Annotated in this window: 13 protein-coding genes; 4 read left to right on the forward strand and 9 right to left on the reverse strand. The window is 68.7% G+C overall.

What is annotated here, in order from left to right; all coding sequences use genetic code 11:
- Nucleotides 1-95 precede the first annotated feature (95 nt).
- On the reverse strand, nt 96-1,376 hold the full coding sequence (locus CHB64_RS01740) for a polyhydroxyalkanoate depolymerase (protein ID WP_089410858.1): 1,281 nt from the start codon (nt 1,374-1,376) through the stop codon (nt 96-98).
- 235 nt (nt 1,377-1,611) lie between these two features.
- Nucleotides 1,612-2,226, reverse strand: a complete 615-nt coding sequence (locus tag CHB64_RS01745) for an SCO family protein (RefSeq protein WP_089410859.1) — start codon at nt 2,224-2,226, stop codon at nt 1,612-1,614.
- A gap of 84 nt (nt 2,227-2,310) precedes the next feature.
- On the opposite strand from CHB64_RS01745, the gene CHB64_RS01750 reads away from it, so the two are divergent.
- The 4 genes from CHB64_RS01750 to CHB64_RS01765 all read left to right on the forward strand — a co-directional run bounded on the left by CHB64_RS01750 (nt 2,311) and on the right by CHB64_RS01765 (nt 8,354).
- Nucleotides 2,311-3,687, forward strand: a complete 1,377-nt coding sequence (locus tag CHB64_RS01750) for an ActS/PrrB/RegB family redox-sensitive histidine kinase (RefSeq protein ID WP_200815197.1) — start codon at nt 2,311-2,313, stop codon at nt 3,685-3,687.
- A 67-nt stretch (nt 3,688-3,754) separates the two neighbouring features.
- Nucleotides 3,755-4,321, forward strand: a complete 567-nt coding sequence (locus CHB64_RS01755; protein ID WP_089410860.1) for an ActR/PrrA/RegA family redox response regulator transcription factor — start codon at nt 3,755-3,757, stop codon at nt 4,319-4,321.
- Nucleotides 4,322-4,358: 37 nt separating this feature from the next.
- A complete protein-coding gene (locus tag CHB64_RS01760) occupies nt 4,359-7,172 on the forward strand; it encodes a M16 family metallopeptidase (protein ID WP_200815198.1) in 2,814 nt (937 codons plus the stop codon).
- A gap of 390 nt (nt 7,173-7,562) precedes the next feature.
- Nucleotides 7,563-8,354: a helix-turn-helix transcriptional regulator gene (locus CHB64_RS01765; RefSeq protein WP_089410861.1), complete on the forward strand. Its 792-nt coding sequence runs from the start codon at nt 7,563-7,565 to the stop codon at nt 8,352-8,354.
- Between the two features lie 33 nt (nt 8,355-8,387).
- Here the strand turns inward: CHB64_RS01765 and pheT are convergent, their stop codons facing one another.
- The 7 genes from pheT to CHB64_RS01800 form a co-directional block, all read right to left on the reverse strand.
- Complete coding sequence (gene pheT / locus CHB64_RS01770) at nt 8,388-10,799, reverse strand: phenylalanine--tRNA ligase subunit beta (RefSeq protein ID WP_089410862.1); 2,412 nt, start codon at nt 10,797-10,799, stop codon at nt 8,388-8,390.
- An 11-nt stretch (nt 10,800-10,810) separates the two neighbouring features.
- A complete protein-coding gene (locus CHB64_RS01775; protein WP_089410863.1) occupies nt 10,811-11,533 on the reverse strand; it encodes a CPBP family intramembrane glutamic endopeptidase, BDIM_20840 family in 723 nt (240 codons plus the stop codon).
- A gap of 135 nt (nt 11,534-11,668) precedes the next feature.
- Nucleotides 11,669-12,745, reverse strand: a complete 1,077-nt coding sequence (gene pheS / locus CHB64_RS01780; protein ID WP_089411432.1) for a phenylalanine--tRNA ligase subunit alpha — start codon at nt 12,743-12,745, stop codon at nt 11,669-11,671.
- Nucleotides 12,746-12,756: 11 nt separating this feature from the next.
- Complete coding sequence (locus CHB64_RS01785; RefSeq protein WP_089411433.1) at nt 12,757-13,959, reverse strand: DmpA family aminopeptidase; 1,203 nt, start codon at nt 13,957-13,959, stop codon at nt 12,757-12,759.
- Between the two features lie 283 nt (nt 13,960-14,242).
- On the reverse strand, nt 14,243-14,560 hold the full coding sequence (locus CHB64_RS01790; protein WP_089410864.1) for a UrcA family protein: 318 nt from the start codon (nt 14,558-14,560) through the stop codon (nt 14,243-14,245).
- 135 nt (nt 14,561-14,695) lie between these two features.
- The gene (locus tag CHB64_RS01795) at nt 14,696-15,022 is read right to left on the reverse strand and encodes a UrcA family protein (RefSeq protein WP_089410865.1); all 327 of its coding nucleotides are present in this window, start codon (nt 15,020-15,022) and stop codon (nt 14,696-14,698) included.
- A 458-nt stretch (nt 15,023-15,480) separates the two neighbouring features.
- On the reverse strand, nt 15,481-16,437 hold the full coding sequence (locus tag CHB64_RS01800; RefSeq protein ID WP_089410866.1) for a hypothetical protein: 957 nt from the start codon (nt 16,435-16,437) through the stop codon (nt 15,481-15,483).
- Nucleotides 16,438-16,546 lie beyond the last annotated feature (109 nt).

Here is a 16,546-nt window from a genome sequence, read left to right on the forward strand (position 1 = left end):
GGCCGCATGTTATGGATTCAGGTCGAACCGAGCGGCGACATTAGAGCGCTTTCGGGATTGGTGGGAACCGGTTTTCCCTCGAAACCGCGCGGGCGTTACTTCGCCACCACGCGCAGGCGCTCGCGGCGGCCGCGCGCCAGATCGTGCTTGCGCGCGAAGGCTTCGATTCGCGGCTGGATCTCGCCGCGCCAGCGCGAGCCGTTGAAAACGCCGTAATGGCCGACCCCCGGCTGCACGTAGTCCTCCTGAAGATAGTCGGGCAGGTTGACGCACAGGTCGTGCGCGGCCTGGGTCTGGCCGATTCCGGAGATGTCGTCGTTCTCGCCTTCGACGGTCATCAGGGCGATGTCCGTGATCGCCTCAGGCTTCACGCGCCGGCCGCGATGGACGAGTCTGCCCTCGGGCAAGGAATGCTCCTGAAACACCGCGCGAATGGTCTGGAGATAGAACTCCTCCGTCATGTCGAGCACGGACAGGTACTCGTCGTAGAACGCCCGGTGCTTCTCAGCCGAATCCCCGTCGCCCTTCACCAGATTCTGGAAGTAGTCGTAATGGGCGTTGAGATGCCGGTCGGAATTCATCGTCAGGAACGAATAGAGCTGCACGAAGCCCGGATAGACCCGCCGCAGAAAGCCCGGATAGGGCGCGGGCACGGTGTAGATCATGTTGCGCTCGAACCATTCGTAAGGGCGCTCCTGCGAGAGCAGGTTGGGAACGGTCGGCGAGCGGCGCGTGTCGATGGGACTGCCCATGAGGGTGATCGAGGCCGGCCGCGCAGGGTCTTCGTCCTCGGCCATCAGCGCGGCGGCGGCGAGCAGCGCCGGGCCCGGCTGGCAGACAGCCATGGCGTGGGCGCGCGGGCCGACGACCCGCAGAAATTCGATCAGATAGTCGATGAAGTCGTTGAGATCGAACCGCCCCTCGGTGATGGGAACCTGGCGGGCGTCGGTCCAGTCGGTGACATAAACGTCGTGGGCGGGCAGCATCGCCTCGACCGTGCCGCGCAGCAGCGTCGCATGATGGCCGGACAGCGGCGCGACGATCAGCATCGCCGGGTCGCCGCCGCCCCCCGCCGCCGCGAGCGCTTCCGGATCGCGGCGGAAATGCAGCAGCGAGCAGAAGGGCTTTTTCCTCACCGTCTCGATCGTCACGGGCACGGCGCGCCCGTTGACGCTCGTTTCGGCCAGACCCCATTCGGGCTTCGGATATCGCCGGGTGGCGTTCTCGAACACGTCGAGGGCCGCCGCGCTCGCCCGCGCCATCCAGCTGTCGGCGAGCGGATTGAGCGGCGAACGCCAGAAGCGGGCGCCGAGACCGGCCGCCAGCCGCGCCGGCGCGACGGCTGCGTAGCCTAGTTCGTATGCGGTATAAAGCACGGCCCCCGTTCAACTCCTACTGACGAAAACAGGCGCAACCGGCTGTTCGCTCTTGTCATTCGGCTCTTTTCGCCGGCGCGAAACGAAACCATGCCATGCTTTGGCGCGGCGCGGCAATTATTTATGACGCCGGGTTAACATGGGCCGCCGCGGCGCGCGCCCATCCCCGGACACGGAAATGTGTCCGTCGAAAAAGTCTCTTCCACATCAACCCGTTAAAGGCCAGCCGGCGTTTTCAGGAGAGCTGGCGGCGCAGGATCGCGGCGAGCTGTTCGGCGTTAACCGTATCGTGGACGGCGATCCGGGGCCGCCCCTGGGGGTCGACCACGTAGAACAGGCTCGAATGGTCCATCGTATAGCCGAGAGCCGACTCGGGCAGCGGCCGCTTCGAGGCGTAGACCTTGAAGGATTCCCGCGCCTTGCGCGCCGCCACCGCATCGCCGGTGAGCCCGATGATGCGCTCGTCGAACGCGAGATAGGCCTTGAGGGCCTCTGGCGTGTCGCGCTCGGGATCGACGGTGATGAAAACCGGCGCGATCTTTTCGCGCTCGTTCTCGTCGAGTTCGTCGAGCGCGGCGCTGAGCAGGCCGAGCGCCAGGGGGCACACGTCCGGACAAGTCGCAAAGCCGAAATAAACGACCATCGTCCTGCCGCGAAAATCCTCGTCGGCGACAGGCCGGCCGTGCTGGTCGATGAGGTCGAAATCGCTCGTGAACTGATCCGACAGGCGGATGACCGCCTCTTCCGGGATCGCCGTTTCCGGCGCGCCCCGGTCGCAGGCCGAGAGCGTCAACGCCGCCAGCGCCGCGATCAACAAGCTTCCGCCCGGATTTCCGCTGCGTCTGCGCATGGTTTTCCTCAAGGTTTTCCTCAAGGCCGGCCGCGAGCTGGCGGCCGGCCGCCAACGCTTCTATAGACCTTTGCGGAGGCGAATTTGAACCGGGACGGATCCGCCGTAACGCCGCACGCCCAGGCGGACGTGGAAAGCGCGCTGCAGACCCTGCGGGGCCCTGTGCGGCTGCGCACGCTGACCGCCCTGCGCTGGCTGGCCGTGGCGGGGCAGACCGCGGCCGTCCTCGTCGTTCACTTCGGTTTCGGCTTTCCGACGCCGCTGGGGCTTTGCCTCGGCGTGATCGCGGCGAGCGCCTGGCTCAATCTCTTCGCCATGTTCCGCTATACCCCGCAGCGCATGCTGAGCGATCGCGAGGCGGCGGGCTACATCGCCTTCGACATCGCTCAGCTTTGCGCGCTCCTTTATGCGACGGGCGGTCTGCAGAACCCGTTCGCGGCGCTCATTCTCGCCCCGGTCACCATCGCGGCGAGCGTTCTGCCCTTGCGGCTGACCATGTTCGTCGGCGGCCTCGCCATCGCCGGCGTGAGCCTGCTCGCGCTCGCCCATCTGCCCTTGCCCTGGCGGCCGGGCGAGGTCCTCACCTTCCCGCGGATCTATATCGCAGGGGTCTGGGTCGCCCTCACCTTCGCGGTGGTCTTCTTCGCCGCCTACGCCCATCGCATTGCCGCCGAGGCCGCCCAGATGAAGACCGCCCTGGCCGCCACCCAGCTCGCGCTCGCCCGGGAGGAGCGGCTCTCCGCCCTCGGCGGGCTCGCGGCGGCGGCGGCCCATGAGCTCGGCACGCCGCTCGCCACCATCCAGGTGACCGCTAAGGAGATGGCCGACGAGCTGGCCGGCCAGGGCGCGCTCGAAGAAGACGCGAAGCTGCTCGTCAGCCAGGCCGAGCGCTGCCGGGACATCCTGAGCCGCCTGACCCGCCGCCATGAAGGGGGCGACGCCGTGCATGACCGCGTCGCGGTCGACGCCCTCTTGCGCGAGGCGGCCGAGCCCTTCGCCGAAGAGCCGGGCGGGCCGGCGATCATTTACGAGACTATCGGCGCGGGGCCGCCGCCGGTGCTGCGCCGGCGGCCCGAAATCATCTACGGCCTGCGCAACATCGTTGAGAACGCAGCGGCCTTCGCCTGCTCGAAGATCCTCGTGGCCGCTCGGTGGGACGACGACGAACTGCGGATTTCGGTGCATGACGACGGCCCGGGCTTCGCCCCGGAGATCCTCGCCCGGCTAGGCGAGCCCTATGTCAGCGCCCGGGGACGCTCGCGCTCGCCGGCGGGCCGGAAGGCCGGCATGGGCCTCGGCTTCTTCATCGCCAAGACCCTGCTTGAGCGCACCGGGGCCAAGGTCGTATTTGACAATCTCGAATGGCGGGACGAAACCGGAGCCGGCGGGGCCTGGGTGAGCGCATCCTGGCCGCTCGACCTCGTCGCTGCGGAAAAGAACGCCGGCCCGGCGAACCGCTGAGCGCGGCCGCGGCTGAGTCTCCGTCGCGTCGGCGGCGCAAGATCTATCAGGACGGACGAAGAAGACGATGACCGACCAACAGGAAACCGGCCAACGCCCTGAACTTGGCGACGATCCGACCTTGCTGATCGTCGACGACGACGAACCGTTCCGCCTGCGTCTGGGGCGGGCGATGGAGAAACGCGGCTTCCAGCCGATCCTCGCCGGCGGCGTGCGCGAGGCGATCGACATCGCGCGCAAGGCCCCGCCGGCCTATGCGGTGGTGGACCTCAGGCTCGAAGACGGCGACGGGCTGGAAGTCGTCAACGCCATCCATGAAACGCGCGAGGACTGCCGCGTCGTCATGCTCACGGGCTACGGCAACATCGCCACGGCGGTGGCCGCAGTGAAGGCCGGCGCGATCGACTATCTGCCCAAGCCCGCCGACGCCGACGACGTCGAGAAGGCCCTGCTCGCGCAGCCGGGCGAGCGCCCCGAGCCGCCGGAAAATCCGATGTCGGCCGACCGCGTGCGCTGGGAGCACATCCAGCGCGTCTATGAGCTGTGCGACCACAATGTCTCGGAGACGGCGCGCCGGCTCGGCATGCATCGGCGCACCCTGCAGCGCATTCTCGCCAAGCGCGCGCCGCGATGAAGCGAGCCCGGCGCGCGACGGAACGCAGAAGCGTCAGTTGACCCTTTCGCCCTGCGGGGGGAAGGTCGCGCATCGCGCCGATTGCAACGACAATGACGGGGAAGACTTCATGCGCCATCTGACCGCCGCCGCGCTCGCGGCCAGCCTCCTCCTCGCCGCGCCGCCGGCGTCCGCCGCCGCGCCGCAGATCGACCTGCCCTATGACGCGTTCACGCTGGACAACGGGCTGCGGGTCGTCGTCCATGAGGACCGCAAGGCCCCCGTCGTCGCCATCTCCGTCTGGTATCACGTCGGCTCCAAGGACGAGCCCGAAGGCAAGACCGGCTTCGCGCATCTTTTCGAACACATCATGTTCAACGGCTCGGAGCATTACGACGGCGAATGGTTCGAGCCGCTCGAGGAAGTCGGCGCGACCGATCTCAACGGCACCACCTGGTTCGACCGCACCAACTACTTCCAGACCGTGCCGACGCCTGCGCTTGAACGCGTCCTGTGGATGGAATCGGATCGCATGGGCCACCTTCTCGGCGCGCTCACCCAGGAAAAGCTCGACGAGCAGCGCGGGGTGGTCCAGAACGAAAAGCGCCAGGGCGACAACCGCCCCTACGGCCGCATGGAATATTCCGTGCTCGAAGGGCTGCTGCCGGCGGGCCATCCCTATCGCCATTCGACCATCGGCTCGATGGAGGATCTCGACGCGGCGACGCTCGACGACGCCAAGCAGTGGTTCAAGGACTATTACGGCGCGGCCAATGCGGTGCTGGTCCTCGCCGGCGACATCGACGCCGCGACGGCGCGCCCGCTGGTCGAGAAGTATTTCGCGCACATCCCCGCTGGCCCGCCGGTCACGCGGCCCAAGGCCAACGCGCCGAAGCTCGCCGTCGACAAGCGCGAGATCATGTACGACCGCGTCCCGCAGCCGCGGATCGACCGCAACTGGGTCGCGCCGGGCCGCACGACGCGCGAGGCGGTGCTGCTCGAGCTCGCCGCGCGCGTGCTGGGCGGGGGCAAGACCTCGCGGCTCTATCAGCGTCTCGTCTACGATCTCGAGCTCGCCACGCGCGCAACCGCTGACAATCAGGCCCAGGAGCTGATGAGCTTCTATTCGGTCACCGTCGATCCCAAGGCCGACGCCGATCTCGACCGCGTCGAGCGCGAGATGGAAACGGTGATCGCCGACTTCCTCGCCAAGGGGCCGACGCGCGCCGAGCTCGACCGCGCGCGGACGGCCGTCGTCGCGGAGGTGCTGCGCGGCCTTGAAAAGGTCGGCGGCTTCGGCGGCAAGGCCGTCACGCTCGCCGAAGGCGCGCTCTACGCCGACGATCCGGGCTTCATCAAGAAACAGCTCGAATGGCTCGACTCCGCGACCCCGCAGGAGGTGCTCGCCGCGGCGCGCGACGTGATGAACGCCGGCTATTATCAGCTTACGGTTCTTCCCTTCCCGGAATACGGAACGGCCCCGCCCGCCGTCGACCGTGCGAGCGGCCTGCCGCCGGCTCCGGATACGCCCGACCTGACTTTCCCGGCGATCGAAGAAGCGCGCCTGTCGAACGGCGTGCAGGTCGTGGTCGCGACCCGCCGCGCCATGCCGCTCGTCGAGATCGCCGTGCAGTTCGACGCCGGCTACGCCGCCGACAGCGTTCCGGGCGGCAAGCTCGGCGCGGCCTCCTTCGCCGGAGCGATGCTCGACGAGGGCGCCGGCCGGCGCTCCGCCCTCGACATCGCGCAAGAGCTCGAAGCCCTGGGCGCGACCCTGAGCGCGGGCTCCACGCTCGACACGACCGGCGTCGAAATGTCGGCGCTGAAAGCCAATCTTCAGCCCTCGCTCGGCATTCTCGCCGACGTGGTGCGCCGGCCGACCTTCGCCGAAGCTGAGATCGAGAAGTTGCGCGCGCGCTGGATCGCCGGCATCGAGCAGGAAAAGGCCAATCCGGTGCAGCTCGCCCTGCGCCTCCTGCCGCCGCAAATCTACGGCGACGGCCACGCTTACGCCGTGCCCTTCACCGGCTCGGGCACGATCGAGTCGATTTCCTCGCTCACGCGCGACGATCTCGTCGGCTTCCATGAGAAATGGCTGCGTCCGGACAATGCGACGATCTTCGTCGCCGGCGACGTCTCCATGGCCGAGATCAGGCCGCTTCTCGAGCGCGCCTTCGGCGACTGGCGCGCGCCGCAGACGCCGAAACCGGAAAAGAACGTCGCGACGGTCGCGCGCCCGGCTCAGGGCAAGGTCATCATCGTCGACAAGCCCGGCTCGCCGCAGTCGCTCATTCTCGCCGGCCATGTGGCACCGCCGACCGGCGCCCCCGACAACATCGCGATCACGGCGATGAACGACATCATCGGCGGACAGTTCACCGCGCGGGTGAACATGAACCTGCGCGAGGACAAGGGCTGGGCCTACGGCGCGTACACCTTCATGCAGAACGCCGCCGGCCAGCGGCCGTGGCTCGTCTACGCGCCGGTGCAGACCGACAAGACGAAGGAGTCGATCGCCGAGCTGCTGCGCGAGCTCGGCGAGTTCAAGACCTCGCGCCCGGCGACCGAACAGGAGCTCGAGCGCGTCGTTCTGAACAATGTGCGCTCGCTGCCCGGCCAGTACGAGACGTCGGGCGCGGTGCTCGACAGCCTGACCTCGAGCGCGCGCTTCGGCCGGCCGTGGAACTATCCCGAAACGCTCAAGGAGCAGTACGAGGCGCTCTCTCTCGACGACGTCAAGGCGGCCGCCGCGCGGGTCGTTCATCCCGAAAGCCTCGTCTGGGTAATCGTCGGCGACCGCGAGAAGATCGAGGACGGCGTGCGCGCGCTCGATCTCGGTCCGGTCGAGGTCATGCAGGCGAGCGATCTCTAGCCGCCTGCGCCGTCCCGGGCGCATTGCAGCGCGCAGTGAGGCAATGCTGACCCGGGATCGCTCTCCACCCGCGCCGACCTCTGCCGGACCCGATCCCGGGTCTGCGGCGCGTCATTCCATGCCGCGCCGCGCCCGGGATGACGATCCCTCCGCCCGCTTCTGTCGTCCCGGACGCTGCGCTGCATGAAATGCTGCGCTGCTGATCCGGGATCGGGTGCAGCAGCGCTGCGCGCTGCAATGCGCCCGGGACGGCGGACGCCGGCGGCGGCCGGAATTTCCTATAGCCGGCGCCGAAATCGCCGCATTCTCTCCGCGAACTTTCCCGAAAGACGCCCCTGAACCGCCGGGAAAGCCCGGCGCAATGGCCGGGCAGCCGGGGGAGAAGCCGAGATGACCGCAACAGCCGCCGCGCGCAAGACCTCGAAGCGCTCCGACGCGCAGCGCGCGCTCGATCCGATCGACATTCTTTCCATCGCCAACGACAACAGCCTCGACGGCGCATGGCGCGCCTTTTCCGGACGCCTGAAGGCCGCCGGTTTCGAAAGCTGCGGCTTCATGATCGCCGACCGCGACGTCGACGCGCCGCTCGGCCATCCGGATACGAAGCTTTTCGGCGTGGTCGTGTCGGAATCCTACCTGAAGGCGGCGCGCGAGAACCGCGCTCTGCAGGCGAGGGCCCGGCCTTATCGCCTGATCCGGCGCGCGGCCAGGCCCGTCACCTATCTGCGCGAGGCCGATCTCGCCGGCGCGAGCCCGGCCGAACGCGCTCTCGCCGCAGAGGTCAACAGCGCCTTCGGCCTGAAGGGCTGGGCGCTCGCCCCGGTCCATGACGGCGCCCGGCGGCTCTTCGCGCTCGGCTGGTGGGAGCGGACCTCGCAGGCGGACGCGCGCGCCCTGTGGGCCGCCGAAGGGCGCAGCTTCGTTCTCGCCGCGACCTATTTCTGCGAATCGATCCGCGCGTTGGTCGCGGCCGAAGCCGACGCGCCGCGCCTGTCGCCGCGCGAGATGGAGTGCCTCCTGTGGGCCGGCGCGGGCAAGACGACCATGGAGATCGCCGATCTTCTGGGCGTCGCCGACGGCACGGTCGAGGAGTATTTCTCGCGCGCCGCGAAAAAGCTCGGCGCGGCGACCCGCGCGCAGGCCTGCGTCAAGGCGGTCCTGCGCGGGCTCATCCGTCCGTAAGGAAATCATGCGCCCGCGCCGCAAGGGCGGCGCTCACGCTCGCAGAACGCCGCCGGTCGCCTTCTCGACCTGGGCGACGATGCGCGCCGAGAGCGCCTCGATCTCTTCGTCCGTGAGCGTCTTTTCGCGCGGCTGGACGGTCACCTCGACGGCGAGGGACTTCTTGCCTTCCGGCACGCCCTTGCCCTGATAGACGTCGAACAGCGCGACGCGCGCGATGAGCTTTTTGTCGGCGCCCTGAACGGCCCGGATGAGCGTCTCGGCCTGCGTCGCCGCGTCCACCACGAAGGCGAAGTCGCGCGTGAGCGGCAACAGCGCGGCGGCGTCGAGCGCCGGTTTCGTCTTGCTCGCCCGCGCCCGCGCCGGCGGAATGCGGTCGAGAAAGACTTCGAAGGCGTGCACGGGACCTTCGACGTCCATCGCTTTAAGGATGCGCGGATGGATCTCGCCGAAATGCGCCAGAACGGTTTTCGGCCCGAGCCGCAAAACGCCCGAGCGGCCCGGATGGAACCAGGCCGGCGCCGCGGCCGCGGTCTGGAGCTGGCCTACATTGGCGCCCGCCGCCTCGAGCGCGGCGAGCGCGTCGGCCTTGACCGTGAAGACGTCGGCCTTCGGCGCGACGCCCTGCCAGTGCCGCGGGGGGTTCGACAGGCGCGCGCCGGACGCGGCGGTCTCCTGATCCTCCGGCCGGTCGCCGGCGTAGACCGGCGCGACTTCGAACAGCGCGAGATCGTCGCGGCCGCGATCGGCGTTCCTTTGCAGCGCGGCGACGAGATTGGGCAGGATCGACGGGCGCATCGCGCCGAGCTCCGACGAGATCGGATTGGCGAGGATGAGCCCTTTCGCGCGCAGCCAGTTCGCGCCGTCGCAGAACAGCGCCGCATGGCGTTCGTCCGTGAACGACCAGGTGACCGCTTCGAGCAGGCCGCGCGCGGCGAGCGCCCGGCGCGCGCGGCGCCGGCGGTCCTGCTCGGGCGCGAGCTTGCCCGTCTCCACCGCCTGGCGCGGCGGCAGGGGCGCGCTCGGCAGTCGGTCGAAACCGGCGATGCGCGCGACCTCCTCCACGAGATCGGCCTTGCCCTCGACATCGGGACGCCAGGAGGGAACGTCCACGAGCCAGGGATCGGCGCGCGAGACCGAAAAGCCCAGCGCTTTCAGGATGCGCTCGATCTCCTCCTCCGGCAGATCGATTCCGGCGAGCCGGCGCACCTCCGACGGCGGGAAGGCGACGGTCCTGTCCGTGTGCGGAATCTCCCCGGCGAGCGCGACGTCGCTCGGCTCGCCGCCGCAGATGTCAAGGATGAGGCGCGTAGCGAGCTCGACGCCCGGCAGGATGAAGGCGGGGTCGACGCCGCGCTCGAAGCGGTGGCGCGCGTCGGAGACGATCCCGAGCCTGCGGCCCGTTCTGGCCGTCCTCAGCGGGTCGAAATAGGCGCATTCGACGAAGACGTTGACCGTTTCTTCCGTGCACCCCGATTCTTCGCCGCCGATGATCCCGCCGAGGCCGAGAACGCCGGAATCGTCGGCGATGACGGTCATCGTCTCGTCGACCTCGTAGGTTTTGCCGTCGAGCGCGAGGAAGCGCTCGCCTTTGATCCCGAGGCGCGCATGGATCTCGCCCTTGAGCTTGTCGGCGTCGTAGACATGCAGGGGCCGCGCGCGGTCGTAGGTCACGAGATTGGTGATGTCGACGAGCGCGCTGATCGGCCTGAGCCCGACGGCGCGCAGCCGGTCGGCGAGCCATTTGGGCGAGGGGCCGTTCTTCACCCCGCGAATGAGCCGGCCGGCGAAGACCGGACAGGCGTCCGCCGCGCCTTCGGGGAAGCGAAGCCCGATCTTCTGCGGGCAGGCAAAGGCGCCCTTCGCCGGCTCGGGCGCCTTCGTGACGAGCCGGCCGATCCCCGCCGCGGCGAGATCGCGCGCGACCCCCGCGACGCCGTTCGTGTCCGGACGATTGGGCGTGACCTCGAACTCGATGACGGGATCGCCGCCGAGGACCGCCGCCACCGGCTGGCCGACCTCGGCCTGCGCCGGCGCCTCGATGATGCCCTCGTGGTCCTCGCCGAGTTCGAGCTCGCGCGCCGAGCACATCATGCCGTGGGATTCGACGCCGCGGATCTTCGCCTTCGACAGCGTAAGGTCGATGCCCGGCACATAGGCCCCGACCGGCGCGTAGGCGACCTTGATGCCGGGGCGCGCATTGGGCGCGCCGCAGACGATCTGCAAGACGCCGTCTTTCGTCGCGACCTTGCAGACCTTGAGCTTGTCCGCGTCCGGATGAGGCTCCGCCGCGAGCACCTCGCCGATGGTGAAATCTTTCAGCCGCTCGGCCGGGTCGTCCACATGCTCGACCTCGAGCCCGACGGCGATCATGGCCTCGACGATTTCGTCGAGGCCCGCGTCGGTCTCAAGATGCTCTTTCAGCCAGGAGAGAGTGAATTTCATGAATCATCCGGTCAGAACAGCGTGAACGCCCCGTTCGATACATTATGCGCGAGCACGGGCAAGAGCAGGCTTCCGGTTTTCTCGCGCATCCACAGAAGAATGAGCGACGGGCCGCCGGTCGCGGCGAAGGTCATGGCGTCGAAACCGACGCCGGCCGCGCCGTAATCGAGCGCGTGGACGAGCCCGAACAGCACAGCGGTCAAAAGCCCCCCATAACCGATGGGCGCGCCGAAAATGCGGGCGCACGCGGCGAAGGCTTCGTTGAGCGCGACCAGCAGCGCGCCGCGAAAGAAGAGCTCCTCGTCGAGGCCGGGCATGGTCCACTGAAAGGCGATGGTCTCAAGATCGTCCGGCCGGCCGTCGCCGGTCCGCCAGGCCAGCGCGAAAAGCGCCGCCGCCAGGACGACGAAAACGACCCACGCCGCGCGCGAGCCGGGCGCCTGGCGAAGCGTCGCGCCGACCTTGCGCCGTCCGAGCAGAACGGCGGCGACAGCCATGCCGGCGAAGGAAAGAAGCTTGCCGGTCCAGTTCCATTCCGAGCCCGGGAACATGTCCGGCAGGGTCCAGAAGCCGCGCGTCAGCAGCGCGTCGTAAACGATGTAAAGCGCGAGCGCGCCGGCGAACCAGGCCGGCCGGAAGGAGCCGCGGAAGACCGCCGCGCCGGCAAACCCCAGCGCGGCGACGACGCCGACATGAAGGCCGACCGTCATGAGCTCGTTCTGCATGGGCGTCATCTTGACCTCCGGCGCGCATGTTTCACGTGAAACGCTCCGTATACGGGAATTTCGCCGGCGCGATTCGCGATTGCGGGGAAAGGCGCGCCTGAAAGCGTTCGCGCCGCCTTGCGCGCGGAATGACGGCGAGGGCGCTCACCGGCTGAGTCCCGCCCAGAGGCTCGGCTGGTCGAGCGGATCGAAGCCGTAATGCTCGAGCCAGCGCGCATCCGCCGTGAAGAAGTCGCGCAGATCGGGAATGCCGTATTTCAGCATGGCGAGCCGGTCGACGCCCATGCCGAAGGCGAAGCCCTGATATTCGTCCGGATCGAGCCCGCAGTTTCTGAGCACGTTCGGGTGCACCATGCCGCAGCCCAGGATCTCCATCCATTTCGCGCCGGTCCCGATGCGGATTTCGTTCCCCACGCGCTCATAGCCGACGTCCATCTCGGCCGAAGGCTCGGTGAACGGAAAGAAGTGCGGGCGGAAGCGGGTCCTGACCGCGTCCACCTCGAAAAACGCCCTCGCGAAGGCTTCGAGCGTGCCTTTCAGATGGCCCATATGGGTCTCGCGGTCGATGACGAGGCCTTCGACCTGATGGAACATCGGCGTGTGGGTCTGGTCGGAGTCGCAGCGGAAGGTCCGCCCCGGGATGATGATGCGGATCGGCGGCTTGCGGCTCATCATGGTGCGGATCTGCACCGGCGACGTGTGGGTGCGCAAAAGCATCCGCTCGCCGTTCTCCTTCGGCTCGAAGAAGAACGTGTCGTGAAGCTCGCGCGCCGGATGGTCGGGCGGGAAGTTGAGCGCCGTGAAGTTGTGAAAGTCGTCCTCGATGTCCGGGCCTTCGGCGATGTCGAAGCCCATGGCGGAGAAGATCGCCGCGATTTCCTCGAAGACCTGCGAGACCGGGTGAACGCGCCCCCTGGGCTCGGGCCGCACGGGCAAGGTCACGTCGACCTTTTCGGTCGCAAGGCGCTCTTCGAGCGCGGCCGCTTCGAGCCGGGCGCGCTTGGCCTCGATGGCGGCGGCGACGCGCTCCTTGAGGCCGTTGATCGCCGGGCCCATGACCTTGCGCTCATCCGGCGTCATGCGCCCGAGGGATTTCAGCTTCTCGGAGATGACGCCCCTCTTGCCGAGCGCCGCGACGCGCGCCTCGTCGAGCGCGGCGGCGTCGGCCGCGTCGTCGACTCTGGCGATGAGATTGCGTTCGAGGGTTTCGAGATCCTGCATTTCGCCGTCCATCATTCTTCGCCTCGTCCGTAACGCGCCAGGATCTCTCTCACTTCGTCCAGCGGAATCGCCTCGATCGCGCGCGCCCGCCCGCCGGCCGAGTCATAGCCTTGCGTCGTCTCGGCCATGAAGAGCGAATTCAAGACAGCCTCCTCGGTCGCCTCGATAACGGCTTGCGACAGCGGCGACAAATACTGGTTTGAGACCTCGGCGACTCCATAGACGGCCTGCGAGCGGCGCGCCGGCGTGCGCCGGACGCTCTCGGCGGTCGAGAAGGCGATGACGTAATCGCCCGAGCCGTTGGTCATCGACGCGCCGGTGCGCGCGAGGCCGGCGAGCGCCCGGCGCGCCAGCCTTTCGAGATTGCGGTCCGACAAGGGCGCGTCGGTCGCCACGACGATCATGACCGAGCCGTCGGCGTCGCCGTCGTCGACGTAATCCTTCAGAAAATGCCGGCCGAGCGCCTCGCCGACCGGCGCGCCGTCCACCGTCAGCACCCCGCCGAAATTCGACTGCACGAGAACGCCGACGGTCCAGCCGCCGAGCGCGTCGGGCAGGACCCGCGAGCTTGCGCCGATCCCGCCTTTCCAGCCGAAGGCGATGGTCCCGGCTCCCGCCCCGACCGCGCCTTCCTCCACCGGACCGGGCTTAGCGGTTTCGATGGCCTGGCGAATGAGCTTCGGCGTCAGGGCGCGCCGGCGGATGTCGTTGAGCCCGCTGTCGTTGGTCTCCCCGACGACGGCGTTGACCGAGACGACGCCCTCGTGGCCGGGCCGGCCGAGGGTCCATTCGATGATCGCGGCGGCGGCTTCAGGGACGTTCAGGGTGTTGGTCAGCACGATGGGCGTTTCGATTTCGCCGAGCTCGCGGATCTGCGTCGCGCCCATCAGCTTGCCGAAGCCGTTGCCGACGACGACCGCGGCGGGAACCTTGTCTTCGAAAAGATCGCCCGGATGGGGCAGGATCGCCGTCGCGCCGGTGCGGATGTCGCGGCCCTTTCTGAGCGTGACATGGCCGACGAGAACGCCCTCGACGTCGGTGATGGCGTTCAACGGCCCCGGCTGAAGGATTCCCGGCGCGACGCCGAGATCGCGGGCGCGGGCGCGCGCCTCCCCCGCCGCCGCGCCCGGGGCGAGCCCGGCGAGAAGGGGCGCGAGCAGCGCCCCGGCGATGATCCGCCTGCGTCCCGTCAGGCCGTCGCTCCCTTTCCGCATCGCGTCGCTCCGTTCTTCCGGCCCCGCGCCCGAGCCGCGAGGCATAGCCGCGAAAGCCCGCCCGGTCACGCCCCTTCCAAAGCGCCGGCGCCGGGCTTTCTCGCGGATTTTACGGCCTGTGCGGAAGACGGGGATAACTATCCACGTTTGAGGAAAAAGCGCAGCAAAAACAATGATCGCGAAGATTCGAAGACCGCGAAGATTCGGGAAGCCGCAAAAAATCGGGGCCCCTCGCGGGAGGGGCCCCTTCGCGCCGCGCGGGCGGGCGCGGCGCGCCGCCGCGTCAGTTCGCGGCGGCCAGGCGCCGGCGCTCGGCGTCGGAGCCTTCCGCATAAGCGGTCAGCGCCGGCGAATCCACGGCCGCGACCCCTTCGGCGATCTTGTCCTTGACGCAGCCGCGCAGGGTGTAATGGCCCAGCACGCCGTCGCGCCGCGCTTCGCGGCAGACCTTGCGCGCGGCCTCCTCAATGCGCTCGTAAAGCGCGGCGACTTCGGCCGGGTCGTCGAGCGCGTCCCGGTCGAACCTGACCCTCACATCCGCGAGGGCCGAGGACGAAAGGGCCGTGATTGCTGCAATTGCGAAAAACGAGGTCCGGATCATTTCATCATCCTTTCAAAGGGTTAACGAAATTCCCCGGGCGTCTCCTGTCTGTTTTGGGTCGCGAAATGCTGCGACGCACAAATGCTAGCGCGCTTCGCGAAAAGGTCAACGCCTTTTTGCGCGATGCGCGCCGCGTCAGTTCGCGGCCGCGAGACGGCTTTCGGCGCGCTCGCGCCCGGCCGCGGCGGCGAGGGCGGGCGAGTCCGCCGCCGCCACGGCCCTGTCGACGGCGTCCCTGACGCAACGGTCGATCTGATAACGGCCGTAAGGCCTGCTCGCGAGCTCCTTGCGGCAGAGAGCGCGGGCGGCGGCCTTGATCTCGGCGTAGACCTCGGCGGCGTAGGCAGGATCGGCGAGCGCGGCCCGGTCATAGGCGATTCGGGCCTCGCCGGCCGACGCGGGCGCGGCGGCGCCGACGAGGACGAAAAGCGCGGCGAAGGCGATGGCTTTCTGGCGGAACATGGCTGTCTTCCTTTTTGCGGTCGGTTTCGTTGCGCCCCGCGCCGCGCGAAACGCCGAACCGGCGCGGCGGGAACCCTTCTTTCCTAACACAATGAAAAGCGGAATTATATAGAAAAATTCTATCTGCTATATGAAATTAAAGTTACGCTCCGCCGCAGGCGCGGCCGATCCCCCGCCGGCGCGACGGCGGGACGCAAGGCCGTGCGGCGAAATCCGCCGCGGCCGGTCCGGTTGGATGTTGAAGAGGGCTGGAGCGGGCTGCGCTCAGATTGAGCGCAGCGGCGGTTTTCTCGCTCATGCAATCAAGTCGATACGCGGGGCGTCCCCCTCTCCCGCCTTGCGAAAGGGGAGGCGCGCGGCGGCGAAGGCGGGCGAGCGCGGCGCCTGGCGCGCCGCGGACGATTCGATATGCGAACAACCCGGTCCAGATGCCGGATGCGCCGCGCCAGCGCGGCGCTCTACGCCGCCCGGTCGAGCAGCGCTTTCAGCTTCGGCGGCAGCTCGGCGTCGAGCCCCTGCAGATGGCGCACGAGCGCGCGCTCGCTCGCGCGCACGACCCCATCGCGGCTGATCCGCTCGGCGAGCCAGTCGGCCTCATGGGCCGTGACATCCTCGGCGGCGGCGGCTTCGGCCGCGCGTTCTTCGTTGCGTTTCGCCTGGGCCGACTTCTCGCGCGCGCCGAAGCCGGAAAGCCCGCCGGCCAGCATCCGCCTGAAGAACCCGCCGACATTGACGGACTGGTCCGCCATGAAGGCCTGGCGGCGCAGCGCCTCGGCCCGCGACGGCGGCGCGTAGCCGAGATGGGCCATCAGGTGATTGGCCACGGCCTTGACGAAAAGCGCCGTCCACGCCGGATCGTTGGTCTCGCCGGCGGTCAGGTCGTTGAGGTCGAACAGGAACTCGGCCTCCTGGCGGGTCACGGCGACATTGCCGTCGCCGCCCGCCGCGAACAGGAAGCGCCGCGCCAGCTCGGCGTCGGCGGCCGTCAGGCGCGGGCCTTCCGGCCGCTCGGCGACCATCCAGCGGATCTGCTCGGCGAGAAAGGCGCTCAGCGCCGGCGGCGTCGCCACAGCCTTCTCCATCAGGCGCAGCATGAGCTCGATCTCGAGCCGGTTCGCGCGCCGCCCGCCGCGGACGATGCGCGCCTTCAGGTCGGCGAACTCCTCCTCGGTCAGATAGCCCTGGGGCTCTTCCTCGCGCAGATAGAAGTCGGCGACCGCTTCGGCGAAGAAGTCCGGCCATTCGCGCTCTCCGTCCGGCGCGCGGGCGGCGAGGTCGAACAGCGCGCCCAGCTCGTCGCGGGAGACCACGCCGTCGGCGAAGACGTTTCGGCGCAGAAACAGAACGTCGCCCGCCGTCACGCGGCCGTCGGCGCCCAAACGGGCGAGGGATTGGCGCTTTTCATTGCTGTCCATCGGGCTCTCCCGGAGACGGATTCCGGGAAGAGCCTGGCGCAATCGGGTTAAGATCGCGGTAAGCGCGCCGGCCCAATCGGCGGTTTTCGGAAGGGCGCGGGCCGGACGG

The sequence above is a fragment of the Amphiplicatus metriothermophilus genome (assembly GCF_900199215.1).
GTDB classification, from domain to species: Bacteria; Pseudomonadota; Alphaproteobacteria; order Caulobacterales; family Parvularculaceae; genus Amphiplicatus; species Amphiplicatus metriothermophilus.